Source organism: Pseudomonas sp. URMO17WK12:I7 (assembly GCF_003269045.1).
Classification (GTDB): Bacteria; Pseudomonadota; Gammaproteobacteria; order Pseudomonadales; family Pseudomonadaceae; genus Aquipseudomonas; species Aquipseudomonas putida_J.
Genome location: NZ_QLTL01000023.1, coordinates 1 through 24,149, shown reverse-complemented (window position 1 = coordinate 24,149; position 24,149 = coordinate 1). Strand labels below are relative to the sequence as shown.

At 65.1% G+C, this 24,149-nt stretch carries 21 protein-coding genes; 10 read left to right on the top strand and 11 right to left on the bottom strand.

The window, feature by feature from the left end:
* Window positions 1-134: 134 nt before the first annotated feature.
* From H040_RS24705 to H040_RS24695, 3 genes are all read right to left on the bottom strand, one after another.
* Window positions 135-950: a sugar phosphate isomerase/epimerase family protein gene (locus H040_RS24705; protein ID WP_027919360.1), complete on the bottom strand. Its 816-nt coding sequence runs from the start codon at window positions 948-950 to the stop codon at window positions 135-137.
* A 23-nt stretch (window positions 951-973) separates the two neighbouring features.
* Window positions 974-2,026, bottom strand: a complete 1,053-nt coding sequence (locus H040_RS24700; RefSeq protein ID WP_027919359.1) for a Gfo/Idh/MocA family protein — start codon at window positions 2,024-2,026, stop codon at window positions 974-976.
* Between the two features lie 139 nt (window positions 2,027-2,165).
* Window positions 2,166-2,942 carry an IclR family transcriptional regulator gene (locus H040_RS24695; protein ID WP_027919358.1) on the bottom strand — a complete coding sequence of 259 codons (777 nt, stop codon included), beginning with the start codon at window positions 2,940-2,942 and terminating at the stop codon, window positions 2,166-2,168.
* A 185-nt stretch (window positions 2,943-3,127) separates the two neighbouring features.
* On the opposite strand from H040_RS24695, the gene H040_RS24690 reads away from it, so the two are divergent.
* The 3 genes from H040_RS24690 to H040_RS24680 all read left to right on the top strand — a co-directional run bounded on the left by H040_RS24690 (window position 3,128) and on the right by H040_RS24680 (window position 5,637).
* Entirely contained in the window at window positions 3,128-4,840 is a 1,713-nt protein-coding gene (locus H040_RS24690) for an FAD-dependent oxidoreductase (protein WP_027919357.1), read from the top strand.
* Between the two features lie 88 nt (window positions 4,841-4,928).
* Window positions 4,929-5,315, top strand: coding sequence for a YidH family protein (locus H040_RS24685; RefSeq protein WP_027919356.1), 387 nt, complete (start codon window positions 4,929-4,931; stop codon window positions 5,313-5,315).
* Window positions 5,308-5,637, top strand: a complete 330-nt coding sequence (locus H040_RS24680; protein WP_027919355.1) for a DUF202 domain-containing protein — start codon at window positions 5,308-5,310, stop codon at window positions 5,635-5,637. The genes H040_RS24685 and H040_RS24680 overlap by 8 nt, the downstream gene beginning before the upstream one ends.
* 11 nt (window positions 5,638-5,648) lie before the next feature.
* Here the strand turns inward: H040_RS24680 and H040_RS24675 are convergent, their stop codons facing one another.
* Window positions 5,649-8,492 (bottom strand): HD domain-containing phosphohydrolase, encoded by a 2,844-nt coding sequence (locus tag H040_RS24675; protein ID WP_027919354.1) that lies wholly within the window; start codon window positions 8,490-8,492, stop codon window positions 5,649-5,651.
* 344 nt (window positions 8,493-8,836) lie between these two features.
* On the opposite strand from H040_RS24675, the gene nhaA reads away from it, so the two are divergent.
* From nhaA to H040_RS24645, 6 genes are all read left to right on the top strand, one after another.
* Window positions 8,837-10,195 (top strand): Na+/H+ antiporter NhaA, encoded by a 1,359-nt coding sequence (gene nhaA, locus H040_RS24670; protein ID WP_027919353.1) that lies wholly within the window; start codon window positions 8,837-8,839, stop codon window positions 10,193-10,195.
* Between the two features lie 125 nt (window positions 10,196-10,320).
* A complete protein-coding gene (locus H040_RS24665; RefSeq protein ID WP_027919352.1) occupies window positions 10,321-11,700 on the top strand; it encodes an 8-oxoguanine deaminase in 1,380 nt (459 codons plus the stop codon).
* Window positions 11,701-11,834: 134 nt separating this feature from the next.
* A complete protein-coding gene (locus H040_RS24660) occupies window positions 11,835-13,346 on the top strand; it encodes a nucleobase:cation symporter-2 family protein (RefSeq protein ID WP_027919351.1) in 1,512 nt (503 codons plus the stop codon).
* 289 nt (window positions 13,347-13,635) lie between these two features.
* Entirely contained in the window at window positions 13,636-15,528 is a 1,893-nt protein-coding gene (gene mrdA, locus H040_RS24655) for a penicillin-binding protein 2 (RefSeq protein ID WP_027919350.1), read from the top strand.
* Between the two features lie 262 nt (window positions 15,529-15,790).
* Window positions 15,791-16,705 carry a transcriptional regulator FeaR gene (gene feaR, locus H040_RS24650; RefSeq protein ID WP_027919349.1) on the top strand — a complete coding sequence of 305 codons (915 nt, stop codon included), beginning with the start codon at window positions 15,791-15,793 and terminating at the stop codon, window positions 16,703-16,705.
* Window positions 16,706-16,911: 206 nt separating this feature from the next.
* Complete coding sequence (locus H040_RS24645; RefSeq protein ID WP_027919348.1) at window positions 16,912-18,231, top strand: hypothetical protein; 1,320 nt, start codon at window positions 16,912-16,914, stop codon at window positions 18,229-18,231.
* 343 nt (window positions 18,232-18,574) lie between these two features.
* Here H040_RS24645 and H040_RS24640 read toward each other — a convergent pair whose 3' ends face one another.
* Window positions 18,575-19,087, bottom strand: a complete 513-nt coding sequence (locus H040_RS24640) for a nuclear transport factor 2 family protein (RefSeq protein ID WP_027919347.1) — start codon at window positions 19,085-19,087, stop codon at window positions 18,575-18,577.
* Window positions 19,088-19,094: 7 nt separating this feature from the next.
* Entirely contained in the window at window positions 19,095-20,204 is a 1,110-nt protein-coding gene (locus H040_RS24635) for an amidase (RefSeq protein WP_027919346.1), read from the bottom strand.
* 173 nt (window positions 20,205-20,377) lie between these two features.
* Between H040_RS24635 and H040_RS24630 the strand changes: the two genes are divergently transcribed.
* On the top strand, window positions 20,378-20,857 hold the full coding sequence (locus tag H040_RS24630) for a MarR family winged helix-turn-helix transcriptional regulator (RefSeq protein WP_027919345.1): 480 nt from the start codon (window positions 20,378-20,380) through the stop codon (window positions 20,855-20,857).
* Between the two features lie 123 nt (window positions 20,858-20,980).
* On the opposite strand, the gene H040_RS24625 is transcribed toward H040_RS24630, so the two are convergent.
* From H040_RS24625 to H040_RS24605, 5 genes are all read right to left on the bottom strand, one after another.
* On the bottom strand, window positions 20,981-21,478 hold the full coding sequence (locus H040_RS24625; protein ID WP_027919344.1) for a flavin reductase: 498 nt from the start codon (window positions 21,476-21,478) through the stop codon (window positions 20,981-20,983).
* A gap of 11 nt (window positions 21,479-21,489) precedes the next feature.
* Complete coding sequence (locus H040_RS24620) at window positions 21,490-22,449, bottom strand: PDR/VanB family oxidoreductase (RefSeq protein WP_027919343.1); 960 nt, start codon at window positions 22,447-22,449, stop codon at window positions 21,490-21,492.
* Window positions 22,450-22,497: 48 nt separating this feature from the next.
* Window positions 22,498-23,229, bottom strand: a complete 732-nt coding sequence (locus H040_RS24615; RefSeq protein ID WP_027919342.1) for an SDR family NAD(P)-dependent oxidoreductase — start codon at window positions 23,227-23,229, stop codon at window positions 22,498-22,500.
* Window positions 23,230-23,239: 10 nt separating this feature from the next.
* Window positions 23,240-23,716, bottom strand: coding sequence for an aromatic-ring-hydroxylating dioxygenase subunit beta (locus H040_RS24610; protein WP_112312917.1), 477 nt, complete (start codon window positions 23,714-23,716; stop codon window positions 23,240-23,242).
* Window positions 23,716-24,149, bottom strand: a 434-nt coding sequence (locus tag H040_RS24605; RefSeq protein ID WP_272482626.1) for an SRPBCC family protein, incomplete at its 5' end; no start/stop codon positions are given. The genes H040_RS24605 and H040_RS24610, both read right to left, overlap by 1 nt.

Sequence of the window (24,149 nt, the reverse complement as noted above, 5' to 3'; positions counted from 1 at the left end):
TCACTTCAGATTCTATCCCCTCGCCAAGACACACGCGGGCTTGCCCGCTCCCACAGGTACAGCGCATGCCTTGAAGCTGGTGATGAGCCTGTGAGAGCCGGCTCGCCGTCGATCACGTACCTCGTGCCATGAGCTCAGACTCTGGCGAGTACGGCCTTGGCCTTCTCCAGTGCCATGCGCGCACGCTGCTCACCACTGATACCCTGCTCCATCAACTGCCGGGTGGGGATCTCCAGGCTTAGCGGCACGGTCGGCGGCAAACCACGTAACAGCCCCACCAGGTCGGCATCGCCCTCCCCTGGGAAGCGCCGTTCGTTGCGCGCCTGGCGCAGGATCTCGTCCATGTCGGCAGGCACCGGGCCGGCGACGTCGCACAGTTGGGCATAGCGCATGCACTGCGCTGGCAATTGGACCAGGTCGTCCAACGCAGAGCGTGAGCGGTTGAAGTGGAAGGCGTCGACCAGCACGCAACCATTGGCGCGGTCGGCGTTGGCCACCACGCGCATGGCCTGGCGCAGGTCGCGCACGTCGGTCCAGGGCATGAACTCCAGGTGCGGGTGGATGCCATAGCCGGCTGCCAGGTCGCACAGCTCGGCAAAACGTGCAGTAAGGCGCGCTTCATCCGGGTCGTTGCCAGCCACCAGCAATTCGGTACCACCCAGCTCGGCCCCCACTGCCAATATCGCCTCGAAATCGGCTACGCAGGTGTCGGGCTTGAGCCGGAGGATTTCCAGGTCGAGCACCTTGATGCCCGTGTCGCGCAGGCGCGCCTGGGTCTGCCGGCGCAGGTCGGCGTCAGCCACCAACGGGAAGTGCTGCTCCTGCTCGGTGGCTGGCACCAGGCGCAGGCCTACATGGCTGTAACCGGCACGGGCGGCGGCTTCCACCATTTCTGGCGGGGAAAGTTCGAGCACCGTCAAGGCAGCAAGGGAAAAGATACGGTCGGTCATGTCATTTACCTAAGGACGAAAGATCAGGCGATCAGCTCTGGCGCACAGGCCCGGCCGGTTTCGGCTGCCTGGCGGATTGCTTCGACGAGGGCCAGGGTGCGGCCAGCGTCGGCGGCATCGATCAACGGCGCTTCTGTGCCTTGGACTACGCGGATGAAGTGTTGCAACTGCAAGGTCAGCGCCTCGCCGGCGGGGATGGCTTCCTCGCTCTGCAACAACGGCGTGTGCCAGCCTGAGCCGGCCTCGGCGTAATGCCAGCGCTTGAGCTGCGGAATGCTCAGTGCCCCGTGGGTGCCGGCCAGCAAGTAGCAGGGCTGACCGTCCTGCCGGGGGTAGATCGGGCTTTCACCGGAGTCCAGTTCCCAGCTCCATGGCGCGGCCACTGCGTCTGAACCGGTCAGGCTGCCCAGCGCGCCGTTGGCGAACTGCAGCAGCACTGCCGCGCTGTCTTCGTTGGCGAAGCCGCGCACGTCGTTGCGGGTGAAGGCCTGCACCTGCACCACCTCGCCACACAGGTGGCGCAGCAGGTCGAGGTCGTGGATCAGGTTGGTGAGCAGAAAGCCGGCCCCCGGCTCGCGGCGCCAGGGTGTTTCGAAGTAGCTGTCGGGCTTTTGCAGCTGCCACAGGGCGGTGACATTGATCAGCCGGCCCAGCTTGCCTTCGCCAATTATCTGGTGGGCCTTGGCGATCAGCGGGTTGTGCCGCCGGTGATGGCCGACCAGCACCGGCACGCCCTGGCGGCGCGAAGCCTCGACCAGCGCACGAACCTCATCGAGGTGCACGCCCACCGGCTTTTCCACCAGCACCGGCACACCAGCCTCGACGCAATCCAGGGCGCAGGCCACGTGCAGGTTGTTGGGGTTGGCGATGATCACCGCATCGGGCCGCGCCTGTTCGAGCATCTGCCGGTGATCGGCGAAGCAGGCAACCCCGCACTCGGCAGCGAAAGCCTCGGCCTGCGGGCCCGGGTCTGCCACGGCGCACAGCTGGGCTTGCGCGAGCCTGCGCAGATGTTGGTAATGCTGGCGGCCCATGATACCGGCACCGATCAGGGCGATTCGTAGGGGTGAGTTCAACGCACTGTCCTCTTGTCCTTATTGTGGTGCAGATTGTGAAACCAAGCTCCATAATCGGCACTGCACAATGTAGAACCAAGTTCAGCTTTTCAGAACGCCCCTCTCAACAGACCGTGCGATTACCGACCAGAAATGCACATCAGGCAAACAATTCGCTCGCCCGACTGGCTGCCGACAGCTCTTCGGCCGCCGCCAGCAGCAGCGGCGCCAGCTCGGCCAGGCGGGCTTGCGCAAGGCGGGCACTGGGGCCGGCAACGCTGAGCACGCCGATCACCTCGTCGCTCTGCGGGCGACGGACCACGGCAGCCAGGGCAGATGTACCGATGGCCGAGGTCTGCTCGACCCAGGCATAGCCGCGCTCACGGGCACGGTGCAGGTAGGCAAGCAGCTCATCGGTCGAGCGCGGCGCATTGGGGCCGAACTCGGCCGGGTCGGCAATCCCCTGGCGCAATACCATCTGCAGCGCTTCTTCATCGCTCAGGCTGGCCAGCCAGGCGTGCCCGGAGGCGGTGTAGAACAACGGCGCGTCACGGCCCATGTCCGGGTCGTAACGTAACCCGGAACGGGCACCCTGGGACTTGGCAATCCAGGTCTGGCGGTTGCCTTCGATCACCCCAAGTCGCACCAGCTCGCCGCTGTCCTGGGCCAGGCGGTCAAGAATGGGCTGAATGATGTCGGCGCCGCTACTGGCCAGGTAGCGAAAGCCCATGGCCACCAGCTTGGCGGACAGCTGATAACGGCTGTTGTCGCGGTTCTGCCGGACATAGCCCAGGCGCACCAGCTCGGTGAGCATGCGGTGGGCAGCGCTCTTGGGAATGTCCAGGCGCTCGGCCAGGGTTTGCAGCGGCAAGCCGTGGGGTTCACCGGTAAGGCTTTCAACAAGCCTGAAGGCGCGTTCGATCTGACTACCAGCCATGACGTATATCCCTGAAAATTTGCCGAATTCTAGAAGATGATTCCATGCCGTCGATAGCCACCGCGAGCTTCAGGCATTCAAGTGTCCGGTAATCGACCAAAAGTTGCCACCTGGCCTTGCAGTACCTTCCACTTGAAATGAATATTGTGGAATTCAGTTCCAATAAACACTCAGGAGACACCGCAATGCCCGCCGAATCGTTCCCAAGCGACTGCGACGTACTGGTCATCGGCTCTGGCGCAGCCGGGCTGGCAGCGGCGGTCACGGCCGCCTGGCATGGGCAGAAGGTCATCCTGGTCGAAAAGGACCCGGTACTCGGCGGCGCCACCGCCTGGTCCGGTGGCTGGGCCTGGGTGCCACGCAATCCGCTGGCCCGGCGCGCTGGCATCATCGAGGACATTGAGCAACCGCGCACCTACCTGCGCAACGAACTGGGCACGCATTACGATGCCGAGCGCGTCGATGCGTTTCTCGAAGCCTGCCCGCACATGGTTGCCTTTTTCGAGCAGCACACGGCACTGCAGTTCGCCGACGGCAACGGCATCCCCGACATGCATGGCGACACGCCCGGCGCCGCCCTCGGCGGCCACCAGGTGATTGCCGCGCCATACGACGCCAGCCAGCTTGGCGCGCTGCTGCCACGCCTGCGCAAGACCCTGCGCGAAACCTCGTTCATGGGCATGCCGATCATGGCCGGCGCGGACCTGGCCGCCTTCCTCAACATGACCCGCTCGCCGCGCGCCTTGCTGCACGTGTGCAAACGCTTCGCACGCCACCTCTATCATCTGGCCCGCCACGGCCGGGCGATGCACCTGGTCAACGGCGTGGCACTGGTGGCCCGGCTGGCGAAGTCGGCTGACGACCTGGGCGTGCGGATGATCGAGTCGACAGCAGCAAAGGGCCTGCTGATGGAAGACGGCAAAGTGCTGGGGGCGAGCCTTGCAACCCCGCAAGGCGAACGGGCGATACGTGCCAAGGCCGTGGTGCTGGCAGCCGGCGGCTTCCCCAATGACCCCGCACGGCGCCGGCAGCTGTTCCCGCGTGATACCAGCGGCCACGACAACCTCGCCCTGCCCCCGCAGTCCTGCTCCGGCGACGGCCTGCGCCTGGGCGAATCGGCCGGTGGCGTGGTGGCCACTGACCTGAAGTCACCGGTGGCCTGGGCGCCGGTATCGAAAGTGCCACACCGTGACGGAAGTATCGGCCACTTCCCGCACATCATCGAACGTGGCAAGCCAGGCATCATCGGCGTGCTGGCCAACGGCAAGCGCTTCGTCAACGAGGCGCACGGCTATTACGACTATGTGTCTGCGATGGTCGCTGCCGTGCCGCCAGGCGAAGAAGTCTGTTCGTGGCTGATCTGCGACCACCGCTTCCTTCGCCGCTTCGGCCTCGGCTACGTACGCCCCGCGCCGCTGCCAGTGGGGCCACACCTGCGCAGCGGCTACCTCAAGCGCGGCACGACCCTTGAACAGCTGGCCCAGGCTTGCGGCATCGACCCCGCCGGGCTGAGCGCTACGGTCGCAACCTTCAACCTGCATGCGCGCCAAGGCCAGGACCCGGCCTTCGGCCGTGGCTCGACACCCTTCAACCGCAAACAGGGCGACCCGCTGCACAAGGGCCCGAACCCCTGCGTGGCGCCCATCGAGCAGGGGCCGTTCTATGCGGTGAAGGTGCAACCCGGCTGCTTCGGCACCTTCGCCGGCCTGCGCACCGACGGCCACGCCCGCGTGCTGAACGATGACGGCCAGCCAATCAGCGGCCTGTACGCGGCCGGCACCGACATGGCCAGCGTGTTCGGCGGCTGGTACCCGTCGGGCGGCATCAACCTCGGGCCGGCGCTGACCTTTGGCTATGTCGCCGGGCGGCATATCAGCGGCGTAACGGAGTACGAATAGCGCCAGCGGCTGGCGAACCATGGACATTGGCAGGGTTTGCCACTCAAACTGAGCGCCCACCGACCTTACCCGAGGAGGACGACTGCCCTTGAACAAGAACACCGAGCCCTCACGCGGCTGGCTGGCCAGCAAGCTCCTCGCCGACGGCCAGGAACCGGACCCGCGCTTCACCCTGGCCAACGAGCGCACCTTCCTCGCCTGGATCAGGACCGCGCTGGCGCTGCTGGCAAGCGGCATCGCCGTGGACATGTTCACGGCCGAAATCTTCAGCCCCGGCACCCGCCGCCTGCTGGCGGTTGCATTGATCAGCCTGGCCCTGCTGCTGAGCCTGCCGGCCTTCGCCCGTTGGCTCAATGTGGAGCGGGCGATGCGCCAGAAGCGGCCGCTGCCGTTCCCGCTGATCGCCCCGGCGTTGTCGATCGGGGTTTCGCTGGTGATGGCGTTCTTTGCCTACGCGGTGTTCTTCCATGCCTGACCCGCAGCTCGCCCACGCCGATGAGGGGTTGCAGCCGGAGCGTACGCTGCTGGCGTGGCGGCGCACCATCATGGCGATGGTCGTGTGCAGTTGCTTCTTCCTGCGGTGGGTGCCGCACCATCGCTGGTTGGCCGTGGCACCGGCGGTGCTCTGCCTGCTGGCCGCCGGAGCCGCCTGGCTGCGTTTGCGGCGGCGTTACCGGCGCCATGTGACGGGCCTGCGTGCCGAGACCATCGCCTCGGGCATCACCGTCAACCTGTTGCTGGCAGCGTGCGTTACCGCACTGTGTGCGATCGAGCTGATCGCGATCCTGGCGTGGTAGCCACGGGTGCACTAGAACTGCCCTAGCCAATACGCCACATCCACCTCATCGATCTGCTCGCTGCGCAGGAACCGCCCGGCATACTCCAGGTACACCCCGCTGCCGAGGAACAGACGCAACAGCTGCCCATCGATGTGGTTGTCGCGGGCCATGAACACCAGGATCTTCACCGACTCGGACAATGTTTTCGCCGGCTTGTACGGCCGGTCGGCGGCCGTCAGCGCCTCGAAGATATCGGCAATGGCCATCACCCGCTCGGCGACGCCGAGATCGCCCTGGCCCAACCGGCGCGGGTAGCCGCCGCCATCCATTCTTTCGTGATGGTTGCCGGCGATGTCCGGTACACGCCGCAACTGGCGCGGAAACGGCAGCGCAGTCAGCATGATGATGGTCTGCACGATATGTTCGTTGATCTTGAAGCGCTCTTCATCGTTCAGCGTGCCACGGCGGATCGCCAGGTTGTACAGCTCGCCCTGGTTGCTGGCGTTGGCCGGCAGGCGCATCTCGAAGCCCCAGACGTTGCGCGGGTCGCCCTTGACCACCGGCGGCTTGCGCGCCCCCCAGGGCTGCAGGTGCTCGGGGCGGTCCGCCAGTAGCGGCTCTTCGACCGGCAAGGGTGCAGGCGCCGCACCGGCAAAGCGCTGTTCTTCATCGCGGGATATGCCCAGGCGGTTGTCGAAATGCCGTTGCCAGCGGCGCTGGCCGATGCGCTGCAGGCGCTCGACATCCTCATCCTGCATGAACTCGCCACCGATATTGGCCCTGGCGACGAACGCGAACTCTTCCTGCAGTTCGGCGCGGCACTGCTCCAGCGTGCGCTGCAGCACCGGCTCGGCTTCGCCAGCGGCCAGGCCTTGCCAGTACGCAAGCTCGGCATCGCGCCAGAGCACCTCGAAGCGCATGCGCACCTCATGGATACGGTTGTACAGGGTCTCCAGCTTGGTCGCCTTGTCCACCACGTACTCAGGGCTGGTGACCTTGCCGCAATCATGCAGCCAGGCGGCAATACGGAACTCGTAGCGCTCGGCCTCGGTCATGCTGAAGTCGGCAAAGGGGCCGCTGTCGGCCTGCATGGCCTTGTCCAGCAGCATCTGCGCCAATTGCGGCACACGCTCGCAGTGGCCACCGGTATAGGGGCTCTTGGCATCGATGGCGTCGGCCAGCAGCTTGATCATCCCGTCCAGCAAGCGCTGCTGGGCTTCGACCAGCTGGCGCGTCTCGATGGCCACGGCAGCGGCGCCGGACAGCTCTTCGACGAAGCGGCGGAACGGCTCCCGTACTTCAGCATTCTCGCTCTTCAATTCAAGGACGAGAATGCCGAGCAGCTCATGACCCCGGTCATTGAGCACCACCGCAAGGCTGCGCCCGCCCAGCGCCAGGGCCTGTGTGACCGTTTCCGCCAGGTCACGGTGATCGGCCTCCCCTAGCGTCAGCTCCTCGGGGTAACCCGTACCCCGGCAGGAAGCGGCCAGGCGCAGGTGGGCGTGCTGGTCATCGAACAGGTATACCGCCCCGGCACCGACCCCGGCCGCTTCCACCAGGTGCGTCAGCACGCCATCGAGCATGCGTTCCAGCTGGGTCTCGCGACTGAGCGTCAGCGTGATCGCCTGCAAACTGCCGATGGTGCCGGACATGCGCCTGAGCACCTGGCTCAACTCTCGCACTTCGGTCACCCGCGAGCCCACCCCCACTTCGCGGCTGAAATCGAAGCCGGCCAAGGCACGCACCTGGTCGGCCAACTGGTGCAACGGGCGGCCGATACGCCGGCCGAGCAAGCCGCCGAGCAACAGCAGCACGGCCATCAGCGCGACCGTCCACAGCAGTTGCTCGAATAGCACCTTGCGTGCCCCCGCCAGCAGTTCCTGCGCTGGCACCGCGATCAGCACTTGCAGGTCCTGCCCGGCCAGGGTCGTCAGTTGCACGCGCATGCCAAACCACTTTGCGCCCTCTACCTGATAGAGCTGTGGCCGTGTGCCTTGGGGCAAGTTGGTGTAAACCTGCTGCAAGCTGGGTACGCCCAGTTCGGCGATCTGCGACAGGCGCACGCTCTCGCCCTCATGGACGATGACCCGCTGCAGGTCCGGGTAAGCCACCACATTGCCGCGGCTGTCGACCACGGCAATTTCGGTGCCGGGGGTCATGCGCAGGTCGCGGGTTTCGCTGGCCAGGTCGTCGACCGAGACATCCATGCCGAGCACCGCCGCGCCGTCCACGCTGCGCTGGGCCATGGTCATGCCGATTTCGCGGGTGGTGAAGAAGACATAGGGGTGAGTCAGCACGGTACCGGATTGTGCGCTGGCGTCGACGAACCAGGGGCGTAAGCGTGGGTCGTAATGGTAGTCAGGCATAGCCTGGGCCTTGAGCAGGGTCAGGGCGCGGTCATAGAAGCGCCACTCGCCGAGCATCGCGCCGCCCGCGCCCTGGCTGACACTCTGCACCAGGAAGCGGCTGCCCGCCGGCGCGGCAAAGCGGGCCAGCAACTGCGGGTCGCGCAAGCGGCGCACCAGCAGAAACTCGCCGTTGGGGTAACCAACGTAGGCGGCGCTGAGCATCTTGTTGGCATTCAGGCTTTCGACCAGCTGTGGCAAGCGCTCCAGGCGCTGCGGCAGGTTGCTGGCGGCCGGGTTGAAGGCCAGCAGGCGAATGCTGCTCTGGGCAGGGTCGACCAGGCGCCGGGCGCGTTCATCGATGGTCTTGCCGACTTGCTGGGCAGCATCGCCAGCGGCGGCCACCAGGGCCTGGCTGATGCCGCGATAGCCCTGCCAGGCCAGGCCGACACCGAGCAGCAGCATGCCCAGCACGATGGCCAGGGCCACCAGCCATTGCAGGGAGATTGTGCGTCCGGGTTTGCTCATGGGTGCCCGCTCCATTCGGCAGGCCGATCCCATGACCCCAGGCTCGCCCACAGGCGGCCCGCTGCGCCGGCAGCAAGCACCATCAGCACGCTGACCATCCAAAGCACTCCCTGTGTGGCGACTTTCAACAGTGTAATCAGCCAGAACGATCATGCCGGGCGAGTGTCGTGCGCTGCCAGCAAGGCAGCCCGAGAGTGGCATAGCGACATTGCGCGGTTCAATGCTCTGCGCTTGGCCTGGGCGCATATGCCCGGTAGAATTGCGCCCGGGTGCTAGCTGCAAGATGCAGTGACGCAGGTTAAAGAACAGTGTAGGTCGGGCCGCCTGCAGGAGTTCTTGTGCCTATGCAAAAAACCAAATTGACGCGTGCCCAGCAGCTGGCCCAACGCGCCTTCGCCAATTTCGAGCGCTTCCTGCACATCGAAGCGGTCAGCGGCATCGTCCTGCTGATCACGGCGGTTGCCGCCCTGATCTGGGCCAACTCCCCGGCCGCCGCCAGCTACGACGCCCTCTGGCACACGCCGATCAGCGTCGGCATCGGCTCGCTGAGCTTCTCGCAGTCCCTGCACTTCTGGATCAACGATGGCCTGATGACCATTTTCTTCCTGGTGGTGGGCATGGAGATCCGCCGCGAAATCCACGAAGGCGCCCTGGCCAGCCTGCGCCAGGCTACCTTGCCCATGGCCGCCGCGGTTGGCGGCGTAGCGGTACCTGCGCTGATCTACCTGGCCTTTGGCCATGCGCCAGCCGAGCAGCAAGGCTGGGCCGTGCCGACCGCCACCGACATCGCCTTCGCGGTCGGCGTGCTGGCCCTGCTGGGCAAGTCGATTCCGTCCAACATTCGCGTATTCCTGCTGGCCCTGGCGATCATCGATGACATCATCGCTGTGCTGATCATCGCCATCTTCTACTCCGGCGGCCTCGACTACAGCGGCTTCGGCGTAGCCGCCATCGGCTTGCTGCTGGTGATCGGCCTGCAAAAGATCGGCGTCGGCTCGGCCTGGGCCTATGTCATCCCTGGCACCATCACCTGGGTCGGCATGCTGATGACCGGTGCCCACCCGACCCTGGCCGGCGTGATACTCGGCCTGATGACCCCGGTAGCCGCCATGCCACTGGGCGAGCGCCCGCTGGATGCGGTCTCGCGCTTCACCAACGACCTGCTGGGCCGGGCCAAGGCCCCCGAGCAGGACACTGGCGACCTCAGCGCTCCACTCAAACGCCTGCGCCTGGCCCAGCGTGAGCTGGTACCACCGGTAACCCGTGTAGGAGGCGCCCTGCACCCTTGGGTGGCCTACGCGATCATGCCGCTGTTTGCCTTGGCCAACGCCGGTGTCGGCCTGTCGGGCATCGACCTGTCGGCCGAAGGGCCCCATTGGGTGATGACCGCCGTGGCCGTGGCCCTGGTGGCCGGCAAGCCGCTGGGCATCATCAGTGTCAGCTGGCTGATGGTGCGCCTGGGCTGGTGCAGCCTGCCGGCCCAGGTCAACTGGCGCGGCATCACCTTGATCGGCCTGCTGGCCGGTATCGGCTTCACCATGTCGATCTTCATTGCCAACCTGGCCTACAGCGACCCAGCCTCGCTGGGCGCAGCCAAACTCGGCGTGCTGTCAGGCTCGGTGATCGCTGCCGTGCTGGGCCTGGCCTGGGGCGTTACAGGCCTGCGCAAAGGCGCCAGCAAGGCGCCCGTGCAAGCAGGCTGAAGCCAACCGGGGCCTGCGGGCCCCGGCATTTTTCTGTATACAAAAATTTCAAACTTTGCTTACATGCATGCCTGTGCGCCTACGACATCGGCCAACGTCGCTGCGTATTGCGCCAGGCATGAGCGATGCAAGCTTCCCTGCAACATACCCCCAAGACCCTCCTGGTCAAGAACGCCGCACTGCTGGTCACCATGGACGGCGAACGCCGTGAAATCAAAGGTGGCGGGCTTTATATCGAAGACAACCTGATCAAGCAGGTCGGCCCCAGCGATACGCTGCCGCCGCACGCCGACGTGATCCTGGACATGGCCGGCAAGGTGGTCATCCCGGGACTGGTCAACACCCACCACCACATGTACCAGAGCCTCACCCGCGTGGTGCCGGCAGCCCAGGATGGCGAGCTGTTCAACTGGCTGACCAACCTGTACCCGATCTGGGCGCGGCTGACCCCGGAAATGATCTCGGTTTCGACCCAGACAGCCATGGCCGAGTTGATCCTGTCTGGCTGCACCACCTCCAGTGACCACCTGTACATCTACCCCAACGGCTGCAAGCTCGATGACAGCATCCATGCTGCCGGCGAGATCGGCATGCGCTTCCACGCCGCCCGCGGCAGCATGAGCGTGGGCCGCAGCCAGGGTGGCCTGCCGCCTGATTCGGTCGTAGAGAAGGAAAGCGACATCCTCAAGGAGTCGCAGCGCCTGATCGAGGACTACCACGATGCCAGCCACGGTTCGATGCTGCGCGTGGTGGTGGCGCCCTGCTCGCCGTTCTCGGTCAGCCGCGACCTGATGCGCGAGGCCGCCGTGCTGGCGCGCAACTACGGCGTATCGCTGCACACCCACCTGGCCGAGAACGTCAACGACATCGCCTACAGCCGCGAGAAATTCGGCATGACGCCGGCCGAATACGCCGAAGACCTCGGCTGGGTCGGCCACGATGTGTGGCACGCCCACTGCGTGCAGCTCGACCAGCACGGCATCGAGCTGTTTGCCCGCACCGGCACCGGTGTCGCCCACTGCCCTTGCTCGAACATGCGCCTGGCCTCGGGCATCGCGCCGATTCGCAAGATGCGCGACCACGGCGTGCCGGTGGGCCTTGGTGTGGATGGCTCGGCCTCCAACGACGGCGCCAGCATGATTGGCGAGGTACGCCAGGCACTGCTGCTGCAGCGCGTCGGTTTCGGCCCGGACGCGATGACCGCCCGCGAAGCCCTGGAAATCGCCACCTTGGGCGGCGCCAAGGTGCTCAACCGCAACGATATTGGCGCCCTGGCGCCGGGCATGATCGCCGACTTCGTCGCCTTCGACCTGGGCCACGTGGCCTATGCCGGTGCCCTGCACGACCCCTTGGCGGCCCTGGTGTTCTGCACCCCGACCCACGTCGATACCAGCGTGATCAATGGCCGGGTGGTGGTGCAGGATGGCCGTATCACCACCATCGACCTGCCGCGGGTACTGGAGCGCCACAACCAGTTGGCCTACCAGCTCGTCAGCGGCGAATGACCTGAACAGCCCCTGCCGCCGCGCTTGAAAAAGCGCGGCGAGCCTTGCTGCGGCTGCGTTTTACCTGTTTCACCCCAATGCGACTGAAACCGTGCAGTTAGACGCGTAACAAAAACAACAGCGAGCTACTCACCATGACATCTACCGCTACACCTCGTCCGGAAGACGAGAACCTCGGTATTGGCGCCAACTTCGCCTACGGCCTGCAGCATGTGCTGACCATGTATGGCGGCATGATTGCCGTGCCGCTGATCATCGGCCAGGCTGCCGGCCTGTCGCCGGCCGATGTGGGCATGCTGATTGCCGCCTCACTGTTCGCCGGGGGCCTGGCCACCTTGCTGCAGACCCTTGGCGTGCCGTTCTTCGGCTGCCGCCTGCCGCTGGTCCAGGGGGTTTCCTTTGCCAGCGTGGCGACCATGGTCGCGATCATCGGCAATGACGGCACCAATGGCTTGCAGGTGGTGTTCGGCGCCGTGATCGTGTCGTCGCTGATCGGCCTGCTGATCACCCCGCTGTTCTCACGCATCATCCAGTTCTTCCCGCCGCTGGTGACGGGCATCGTCATCACCACCATCGGCCTGACCCTGATGCCGGTGGCGGCACGCTGGGCCATGGGCGGCAACAGCCAGGCAGCCGACTTCGGCAGCACGGCCAACATCAGCCTGGCCGCGTTCACCCTGGCCTGCGTGCTGTTGCTGAGCAAGCTGGGCAGCGCCAGCCTGTCGCGCCTGTCGATCCTGCTGGCGATGGTCATCGGTACCCTGGTGGCCATGGCCTTCGGCATGGCAGACTTCACCCAGGCGCTTGACGGCCCTTCGGTGGCGCTGCCGGAGGTGCTGCACTTCACGCCCGAGTTCCAGCTTGCGGCGATCCTGTCGATGCTGATCGTCATCGTGGTGACCATGGTCGAGACCTCGGCGGACATCCTTGCCGTGGGCGAAATCATCGGCACCGACGTCGATGCCCGGCGCCTGGGCAACGGCCTGCGTGCCGACATGATTTCCAGCGCCCTGGCACCACTGTTCGGCTCCTTCACCCAAAGCGCGTTCGCGCAGAACGTCGGCCTGGTGGCGGTGACCGGGGTCAAGAGCCGCTATGTGGTGGCCAGCGCCGGCTTCATCCTGGTCACTCTCGGCCTGCTGCCGGTGATGGGCCGGCTGGTGGCTGCGGTACCGACCGCCGTACTCGGCGGCGCCGGCGTGGTGCTGTTCGGCACCGTCGCGGCCAGCGGCATCCGTACCCTGGCCCAGGTGGACTACCGCAACAACATGAACCTGATCATCGTCGCCACCTCGATCGGCTTCGGCATGATCCCGATCGCCGCACCAGGCTTCTACCACCATTTCCCGAGCTGGTTCGAGACCATCTTCCACTCCGGCATCAGCTCGTCGGCGATCATGGCGATCTTGCTCAACCTGTTGTTCAACCACCTGCGCGCCGGCAACTCCGACCAGCAATCGGTGTTCGTCGCCGCCAGTGAGCGCACCCTGCGCTACCACGACGTGGCCTGGCTCAATGAAGGCGACTTCTTCCGCGATGGCAAGCTGTTCGACTGCGACGGCAAGGAAGTGCCGATCGTCGAGGCCGAAGCGGCGCACGGGCATGCCTCTGCCCCCGCCCGGAAACAGGTGGATCACGCGCACTGACAGGCACACTGAAACCACATGAACAAATCTTCACGTTGGCCGTCAACGCCCTGATGGTGGGGTGGATGCGCGATCCGGGGCGGTGACCCGGTCGCGCTTGCCTTGAGGCGCGGGGCCGGGTTGCGTAGCATCGCCGGCCCCGGGGCCGCTGGGCGGCCCTTTCGTGGGCATGCCCGCTCCCACAGATACTGCGCAAGCTCAAGATCGGCGCGGTAGCTGTGAGAGCGGGCTTGCCCGCGAACGAGGGCGAAGCCCTCGCCTGCCGAATCCGCTACCGTACAGAGCCCCCATGCCGCAACCGATCCCCCTCAAGGACCACGAAAAGGAAAAACACCTGGTCAACCGCCGGCTGCTGGCCTGCGCCGCCCTGGTGTTCAGCCTGTGCGCGGTCCTCGTGGGCCGGCTCTACGTACTGCAGGTGCTGCAGCACGACCAGCAGAGCGCGGTGTCGGAAAACAACCGCGTGCACATCCTGCCCATCGCCCCCGAGCGCGGGCTGATCTACGACCGCAACGGCGTGGTGCTGGCCGACAACAAGCCCAGCTTCGACCTGACCATGACCCGCGAGCGCGCCGGCGACTCGGCCAAGGTACTCGATAGCCTGGCTGAAATCCTCAGCCTCGGCGAAGACGACCGCAAGCAGTTCGACAAGGACCTGCGCCGCGGCCGCAAGCCGTTCGAGCCGGTAACCCTGATGGTCGGCCTGACCGAAGAGCAGATCGCCCTGATCGCGGTCAACCAGTTCCGCCTGCCCGGCCTGGACGTGGAACCACAGTTCATTCGTGAATACCCGCTGGCCGAACACTTCGCCCATTCTGTCGGCTATGTCGGGCGCATCAACGAAAAGGAAGCCAAGACCCTCGACAGCACCGAGTACCGCGGCACCCAATCGATCGGCAAGACCGGTATCGAGCACTTCTACGAGGCCCAGTTGCACGGCCACGTGGGCTATGAAGAAGTGGAAACCAACGCCCAGGGCCGGGTGATGCGTGTGCTCAACCACAAGGACCCGATCCCCGGCAAAGACATCATCCTCAGCCTCGACTCGCACCTGCAGGTGGCCGCCGAAAAGGCCCTGGGTGACCGCCGCGGTGCGGTGGTGGTGCTCGACCCCGCCAACGGCGACGTGCTGGCAATGGTCAGCAACCCAAGTTTCGACCCCAACCTGTTCGTCAAGGGCATCAGCTTCAAGCAGTACGCTGCCCTGCGCGACTCGATCGACCGGCCACTGTTCAACCGCGTGCTGCGCGGCCTGTATGCGCCCGGTTCGACGGTCAAGCCGGAAGTGGCCATCGCCGGGCTCGACAGCGGCGTGATCACCCCCGGCAGCCGGGTGTTCGACCCGGGCTACTACGAGCTGCCCAACTACGACCACAAGTACCGCAACTGGAACCACAGTGGCGATGGCTGGGTGGACATGTACACCGCCATCATGCGTTCCAACGACACCTACTTCTACGACCTGGCGCACAAGCTCGGCATCGACCGCCTGCACGACTACATGGCCGAGTTCGGCCTGGGCCAGAAGGTTTCGCTGGACATGTTCGAGGAAGCGCCCGGCCTGATGCCTTCGCAGGCGTGGAAGCGCGCCACCCGTCGCCAGGCGTGGTTCCCGGGCGAGACGCTGATCCTCGGCATCGGCCAGGGCTACATGCAAGTCACCCCGCTGCAACTGGCACAGGCCACCAGCCTGCTGGCCAGCAAGGGTGTGTGGCACCGCCCGCACCTGGCCATGACCGTGGGTGGCGAGACCCCGGTCGACCCCAACCCGATGCCCGACATCGTGCTGCATGACAAGCACGCCTGGGACCAGGTCAACGTCGGCATGCAGATGGTCATGCACGATGCGCGCGGTATCGCCCGCGCCGCTGCGGCTGGCGCCCAGTACCGCATCGCCGGCAAGAGCGGCACGGCGCAGGTGGTGGCGATCAAGCAAGGTGAGCGCTACAACCGCAACAAGACCCTCGAACGGCACCGCGACAACGCCCTGTTCGTCGGCTTCGCCCCGGCTGACCACCCCAGCGTGGTGGTGGCGGTGATGATCGAGAACGGCGAGGCCGGCGGCCGTGTTGCCGGGCCGGTGGTGCGCGAAGTCATGGATGCCTATCTGCTCGATGAACAAGGCCACCTGAAGCCGCAATATGCCGGCACTCCGGCGGCCAAGGCCGTCCCGCACACCTGAGGGGCCGGTGGAAACACTGCTGTTTCAAATTGCTACATTCCGAAGCGCCAGCACGGCGCCTCTGATCAGCCCGATGCCATCCCGCCTGCCCGATCACACTATTTAACCTTTCTATATCAATACGTTACCTCGCAATCAGAACAGTCACGGCGGTCTTCAGGCCTGCTTTTTGCTTGAACATTCAAGTGAATTGTAATGCATACCCCGAAGACCAAGAGTTCGCCCGAGCGATCCGCGTCACGTCATACCCTGCGAGGCATTCATGACTCCTGCAAGCCGTGTTTCCGACGACCACTTCCAGGCCTGGCTGAGCCAGGTCAACGAAGCTTGCGGCCATTTCAACGGCCGCAAGCTTGACCCTGGCTTCGTCGGCCAGCTGGAAAAATGCCAGGTAGGCCAGATCTCCATGAGTATCGTCGACATGACCCAGGTCAACCTGTTCCGTGGCCCGCGGGAAATCCGCGCCAGCAGTGCGGACAATTACTTCGCCGTGCTGCAGATGGCCGGCACCTCGCGCATCGAGCACCAGGACGCGTGCATCGAACTGCAAGCCGGTGACCTCACCCTGATCGATGCCAGCACACCGCTGGACATGCACTTCCACCAGCGCTCGCGCCAGTTGTCGTTGATCCTGCCGCGCAACCAGGTGCAAAGCGGCACCCGAGGGGTCGGCGTGGCCTGCGCCAGGCGTATCGAGGCAAACACGCCCTTGGCCAGCATGGCCCGGCTGATGATGCTTGAAGCCGGCCGTACCCAGCACATGGCCAACCACGAAAGCCAAGCCGTGCTTGACGCGCTGATCGCCCTGCTGCGCCCGGCGATTGCCCAGGACACCATCCCGGGCAGCCACGAACGCATGTTCCGCAAGGCCCTGGCGCTGATCGACCAGAGCATCACCTGCGAAAGCCTCAGCCCCGAGTTCATCGCCCGCGAAGTGGGCATCTCGATGCGTAGCCTGTACCGCATCTTCGCCAAGCACGGGCTGGTCATCGCCCAGTACATCCGCAACCGCCGCCTGGACTTTTGTGCCGAGAGCCTGCGCAACCCGGCCATGGACCAGAAGGTCTCCTCGCTGGGCTATGCCTGGGGGTTTTCCGACTCGAGCTATTTCAGCACCGCGTTCAAGGCCCGCTTCGGCATGACCCCCGGCGAGTACCGCAAGCGCCACGCCAACTGACAAACCGGGCAAACCGGCCGCAATCAGCACCTCCCGCTCCACGAAGGCCCCGCAACGGGGCCTTCGGCGTTTCAGCCCTGCTGTCACCTTGGCACGGTGCCAAAGGCATCTGGCAGCCAGCACAAAAGCAGGCGCCAGGGCTTCCTGCATGATCGTTGGCATGTCTTCGGAACTTCTGCCAAACCCATAACAAAGGAAGCCAGACCATGCACCACCGCCCGTTTCGTCTCACCTTGGCCGCAGTCCTGGCCGGGGTCTCGCTGGAGGCATCCGCCGTGGAGCTCTACGGCGATGACGAGCGCCACCTCAATGCCAACGTGGAGGCCGTGTTCGGTGCATTCCACAGCGAAGAAAGCTATGCCATCGCCCGCGACCAGCCAGGCTCCACCTCGTGGCGCGAGGGCTACATCAAATACGGCCTGAGCGGCGACCAGCGCCTGGGTGGCAGCGGCTCGCTGTACGGCGCCTTTGCCCTGCTCAGCTCCGGCACATGGGGCGATGGCGACGCCGCCGGCTTCAGTGACGGCAGCGAGCGCACCACCAAGATCGAGGACGCCTACCTGGGCTGGAAGTCCGGCAACCTGGTGCCGGCACTGGGTGAGGACGGTATCGACCTGTCGTTTGGCAAGCAGATGGTCGCGGTCGGTGACGGCTTCCTGATCCAGGGCGACTCGCTGAACGTCGGCCACGGCCTGGCCGATGGCCAGTTCAACCGCGGCGGCGCCTACTACCTGGCCGCGCGCAAGAGCTTCGACAAGACCGCCGTGTTGCGCCTGGGCGGCAAGCAGGGCTGGCGCAGTGACTTGATGTGGCTGCAATCGGACAACCGCGCCCAGGCCAAGACCGAAATGCACGTCGCCACCCTGGAACACGTGGCCGATGCCGGCACGGTCGGCCTGACCTACATCGGCACCACCCACGTCGATGAGGCGTTTGCCTCGCCGCAGCAGCTGGAACGTGACGGCATGAAGACCTACAGCCTGCGCGGCCAGGGCAATGCCGGGGTGGAAAACCTGTTCCTCTCCGGCGAGTACGCCAAGCAGGACAAACCGCACACCGCTACCGAGGATGCCTGGTACCTGGAAGCGGGCTGGACCTTCGCCGACCTGCCATGGCAACCGAACATCAGCTACCGCTACAGCCGTTTCTCCGAAGGCTACGACACCTTGTTCTATGGGCTGGGCCGCGGCCTGGGCACCTGGTTCCAGGGCGAAGTGGCCGGTAACTATGCCGGGCCATTCAACAGCAATGCGCGGATTCAGAAAGTGGGGCTGACGGTGAGCCCGACCAAGTCGCTCAACGTCGGGATCCTGGGCTTCAATTTCGACACCCTCGACCGCAGCCTGGGCAATGCCGACGGGCATGAAGTGGATCTGTATGCGGAGTGGACGATCAACGAGCACCTGATGATCGTGCCGCTGGTGGGCTTGTATCAACCGGATCGCAGTGCCGAGCAAGGTGGGACGCAGCTGGGCAATGACAACCGCAACCTGTATAGCCAGGTAGTGTTCGTCAGTACCTTCTGAGTTGCATCCGGGGGGTGCGCTTCAGGGCAGCGGCGCGGCGCAAATCGAGCGCCGCCCGCGCGGCGCATCGCGGATGAATCCGCTCCTACCTCTGTTTCGGGCCAGTTATTCCTGTGAGTTCATCGCTGTCCGCCTTTGTGCATGGCTGGAGACAGATGGAACAGCGTCAGTGCCCAGCGAGATGCATCATCATGCCAACAAGGCGGGCCCTGTTGGCTTCACAGGATTAACTGGCCCGAAAACAGGTGTAGGAGCGGATTCATCCGCGATGCGCCGCGCGGGCGGCGCTCGATCTACGCCTTGCTACAAAATCCAAGGCATGCACCTGGTCGCCTCAACGCGCCTACCGCTCAGGCACCGGCAATGGCGCCTCACTGTTCCAGGCAGTCACCGGCCGGCTGAACAGGTTCTCGGTCTGGAAATGCGCCATCCGCCACTGCCCTTCTTCCTGCGCAAAACGCACCGTCAGGCGCGCCGCATTCAGGTGCGATGCACCATCGGCAAAAGTGCTGGTCTGCAACATCACCCAACGCCCCAACCCCTGCCCGCCCTCCACCTCGATGACCTCACTGGTCAGGAAATGCACGTTCAAGGCGAAGTGCGCCGGGGTCTTCATGTAGGTGGCGAACATCGCGCCAATCGCCTCACGGCCCCGGTAACCACCAAAGCTCGCGGCATACTTGGCGCCCTTGCCTTCCCACACGGCCTCGCGGGTGAACAGCCCGGCCAGTTCGTCCAGCGGAGTGCTGGCATCGAGCTGGTCGCACAGTTCCATGTAGCGGTTGATGCACACGCGAATGGCTTGCTGGTCTTCAAAGCGCTGCAGGCGGGCCTGCAGCTCATGGATATCGGTCATCGCCACCTCAGTACAGGTTCAGCAGCAAGCGCTCGGCCACGGCCAGCAGCTTCTCGTCGGCGCCCTTGGCCGCCACCAGTTGCAAGCCGACCGGCAGGCCGGTTTCGCTGCCCAGCGGAATGCTCAGGGCCGGGTGCCCGGACAAGTTGAACGGCCGCACCAGCGAGGTCATGCCCAGCACGGCACGGGTGTCGGCGGCATCCTCCAGGCGCAGCGGGAAGTCCGGCATGGTCGGCAGCGCCAGCACATCGTAGCTGGCCAGGGCCTGGTCGACTTCTGCGGTGAAGCGGCGGCGCACCTCTTCGGCTTCGGCCAGTGCGCTGTCGGTGGTCTGCCCCGCCGCTGCCAGGCGCCCGGCGATATCGGCGCCGACCTTGCCGGTTTCCAGCAAGTGGCCGCAACCGGCAAAGGTCTCGCGGTTGATCACTGCCATGCCAGCCTCATAGGCCGCGCCGAAGTGCTTGAGCTCGACGTTGCCCAAGGGCAGGCCGCTGGCTGTCAGGGCACCGTGCACCACCTTGTGGATCGCCGCCTCGGCAGTGACCCGCAGCACGCCGATACGCGCCCTGGCCGGGACCTGCGCCGGGGTGAAAGTCGGGTCGATCATCGTCATCGCCCGCACCAGCATCGGCAGGCTCGCGGCAAACGGGCCGACGCAGTCGAGGCTGCTCTGTGCCGGCATCACGCCTTTGCGACTGACCCGGCCAAAGGTCGGCTTGAGGCCGAACACGCCGCAGCAGCAGGCCGGCACACGCACCGAGCCACCGGTGTCGGTGCCCAGGCTGAAGTCGGCCAGGCCCGCAGCCACGGCTGCAGCCGAACCGCTGGAAGAACCACCCGGAATGCGCCCGGGAAAGCGTGGGTTGGCCGCCGTGCCGGTGTAGTGGTTGATGCCGGTGGTGCCGAATGCCAGCTCATGCAGGCTGACCTTGCCCGTCAGCCGCGCGCCGTTGGCCAGCAACTGGCTGACCACCTCGGCGTGCCGTTCGGCCAGCGGGGCATGCTCCAGCGCCTGGCTGCTGGCGCGGGTCGCGGTACCGGCGACGTCGAGGGTGTCCTTGACCACGACCCGGGGGCCGCTGCCGCCCAGGTCAAGGGTTTCAACTATGATTGTCATTTTCGTGGAGCCCTTTTCAAGAATGGATGGCGGACCGTGGCCCAGCCATGAACATGCGTGTCAATTACTTGAAATGTCAACTGAACATTCCCGTAATTACTGGCACAGCTGCGGTGGTCAAATGCGCGGAAAGGTCTATGATGTCGCGACTATTCCGCACAAGTAGTGAATCGATGAGCACGTCTAAAACCAAAGGCCACAGCCATCACGACCCGGCCAGCGATGAATTTCGCAAGGAAGATTTCCCCTTCTACTGGCTGGCCCGTGTGCACGGCCGCTACACCCAGAACATGGAACGCCTGCTGAAGAAGGTCGACCTCGACGTGCCGCGCTGGCGCGTGTTGTGGATCCTCAACGAGAACGGTGAGTCGAGCATTTCCGAGATTTCCACCCACGCCATCGCCAAGCTGTCGACCATTACCAAGATCGTCTACCGCATGAAGGAAGATGGCCTGGTCGATACCGCGCCCAGCCCCGAGGACGGGCGCGTGACCCAGGTGCGCATCACCGAGGTCGGCCTGCAGAACATCGAGCGCATGCAGGATGTGACCCGCGAATTGTTCCAGCGCAGCTTCAAGGGGTTGACCGAGGCGCAGGTGCAGCGGTTGAACAAGATGCTGGAAGTGGTGTTCCACAATCTTGAGACCCTGTAATGCCTGAAGACCGCTGGGGCCGCTTTGCGGCCCTTTCGCGACACAAGGCCGCTCCTACAAGGGACCGCGCTCTTCTGTATGAGCGGCCTTGTGTCGCGAAAGCGCTGCACAGCAGCCCCCGCTTCAGCAGGCTTTGGACGATTCGCACACCCGGTGATAGGCCCGGTTGAAATACACCAGCCCGTCATCGGCACCGCCGTGGCGGATGTCCTGGATTTCGCAGTAGAAAATGCTGTGCGACCCCACCTCATGCACCTGGGCAATCCGGCAGTCGAAGTTGACCAGCGCTTCCTGCATCACCGGCGCGCCACTTTCCAGCACCGTCCAGTCTGCAACGGCAAAACGCTCGTCCATGTTCAGGTTGCGGTTGGCGAAGGCGCCCGACAGTTCCTGGTGGGTGCCGGCCAGCACGTTCACGCACAATGCGCCGTTGGCCTTGAACTGCTCGTTGGAGTACGAAGAACGGTTCATGCACACCAGCAAGGTGGGCGGCGAGTCGGTCACGCTGCACACTGCCGAGGCGGTGAAGCCGAAGCGGCCGGCGGGGCCATCGGTGGTGATGACCGATACGGCGCCACCGAGCAGCGCCATTGCGTTGCGAAATTGGGATACGTCTACCATGGTCATGCTCCTCAGATATCCAGCACCAGCTTGTTGGACTTGGCCCGCGAGCAGCACACCAGGATCTGGTCGTTCGCGGCTTTTTCTTCATCGGTCAGGTACACGTCGCGGTGGTCAGGCTCGCCTTCGAGCACTTCGCACATGCAGGTGCCACATACCCCTTGTTCACACGAGATGTCGATCTTGATGCCTACCTGCGCCAGGGCATCGAGGATGCTCTGGCCCTCGGCAACCTGCACGGTCTTGTTGCTGCGCGCGGCGACCACTTCGAAGCCTGCGCCGCTGGCGTCGACCTCGACCTGGAAGTACTCCTTGTGGATGTGTTCCTCGCTGTAGCCTTGCTGCCGCGCGCCGTCGATCACCCAGTCCATGAAGCCCGACGGGCCGCAGGTGTACAGGTGCGTGCCAGCCGTGCCAGTACCGAGCACGTCTGCCAGGTTCAGGCGCTGGGCCGCTGCTTCATCGTCGAAGTGGGTGAACACCCGGGCAGCAAACGGCGCGTTGGCCAGTGCCTCGAGGAAGGCGCTGCGGCTGCGCGAGCGCCCGCAGTAATGCAGTTCGAACTCGGCACCCTGCTGGTGCAGGGCGTGGGCCATGGCGATCATCGGCGTGATGCCGATGCCGCCACCCAGCAGGATCGAACGGCGCGCATCGGCCGCCAGCGGGAACAGGTTGCGCGGGGCGCTGATCTGCACCTCGTGCCCTTCCAGCAAGCTGTCGTGCACGCTCACCGAACCGCCGCGGGAGGCCGGGTCTTTCAACACACCCAGGCGATACACCGTGGCATCGGCCGGGTCGCTGCACAGCGAATACTGGCGCACCAGGCCTGGGGCAACATGGATATCCACATGCGCACCCGCCTCGAAGGCCGGCAGCGCCGCGCCATCGGCCCGGCCCAGGTCGAGCACGACCACGTCGGCCCCTTGGATCTCGCGCTTGCGCACGACTACATTCAACAATTGTTCATTCATGGCCGGTGTCCCGCCTAACAGAGGGGCGCGTGGGCGCCCCGGAAAATATCAACGCATGAACAGGCCGCCGTTCACGTCCCAGGTCGCCCCGGTGGTGAAGTAGGCCTCGGGCCGCGCCAGTTGCACGATCAGGTCGCCAATGAAGTCGGCATCGCCCAGGCGCTGCACCGGGATGTTGGCCAGCAAGCCCTGCAGGCGCTCGGCCGGCACTGCGGCATGCACCGCAGGCGAGTCGATCGGGCCAGGGGCGATGGCATTGACGGTGACGCCACGGGCGGCGAATTCCTTGGCGAAGATCTTGGTGAGGGTGACGATCGCGCCCTTGCTCGCCGCATAGTGCGCGCCGGTGGCGGTGCCGCCGTTCTGCCCGGCCAGCGAGGCCATGTTGATGATCCGCCCGTAGCCGGCTTCGGCCAGGTGCGCGCCCAATACCTGGCAGCCGAGGAACACACTGCGCAGGTTGAGGCCGACCACGGCGTCGAACTCTTCGGGGCTGATCTGCATCAGCGGTGTGGTCTTGGTGACGGCGGCGTTGTTGACCACCACGTGCAAGGCGCCGAAATGCTCCAGCACCTGGGCCAGGGCCTGCTCAAAGTCGGCCTTGCTGCCGACGTCGAGCTTGACCGCCAATGTGCGCCCACCCAGCTGCCTGGCGGTGGCCTGCGCCAGCGCCAGATCACGGTCGGAGACCACCACATCGAAGCCTGCGGCCAGCAGCCTGGCGCAGAAGCGCTGGCCGAGCCCCTGGCCGGCACCGGTTACCAATGCGACTTGGTTCATGGCGTGCTCCTCAAAGGATGTATCCGATACCGGCGAGGGTATCGTCGCTGTTGATCAGGCTGATCACCTTGCGGTGGATCTTGAAGCCGCCTTCGGCGCGCACCAGGGTGTAGGTCAGGTCGGCGCTGTAGTGCTTGAGGCTTTCCTTGCGGAACTCGCGGATGTTCTGCGCGGCCCGCACGGTGACGTTGACGCCGTCGTCGGCCAGTACGCGGAAACGCGAGATCGTGCGCACGGTGCGTGGCTGCGGGCTGGTGGAAATCGACTCGCCACCGATCAGCCGCTGCACGCGCAGGCCGCGCATGTGGTGGTCGTCGTAGGCGTAGTTGAGGGTGTTCTCGTAGTCGGTCTCTTTTGGATTGATCGGGATGATGTAGGTCCCTTTCTCGGTCCACAGGTTCAGCCAGGTGTCGTATTCACCGTGGTCGAGCATGTCGCCTTCCTGCCAGATGAACGCGGTGACTTCATTGAGCAATGGCAGGTTCATCATTTGACCTCCGCAGTCATCATCTTCTTCCACTGCTGGTACGCCGCGCGCATGCCGGTTTCGGCACTGACGTCAGAGACCAGGCCGTCTTCGCTGGGCTTCTCGCCCGGCAGGCCGCGGTTGAGCATGATCCACAGGTTCTCGCCGGCATTGGCGCCTTTCTGCACCCGTTCCCAGGCTTCGGAATCGTCCGGGGTGCCGAAGCCCATCGGGCCCTGGAAGTGCTCGTGCAGGCGCAGGCGGTAGCGGTTGGCTGCCGCCGGGCCGCCGTCCATGGTGATCACCGAGTGGTGGATTTCCGTCTCGGTGACCGAGATCGGCTGCAGCACGCGGAAGAACGCCATCGAGCAGGCGACGTTGGGGAACAGGTTGAGGTTGAAGCCCGAGCCACCGACGGCGCGCACGATACGGCGCACCTGCTGTTCCTCGATGC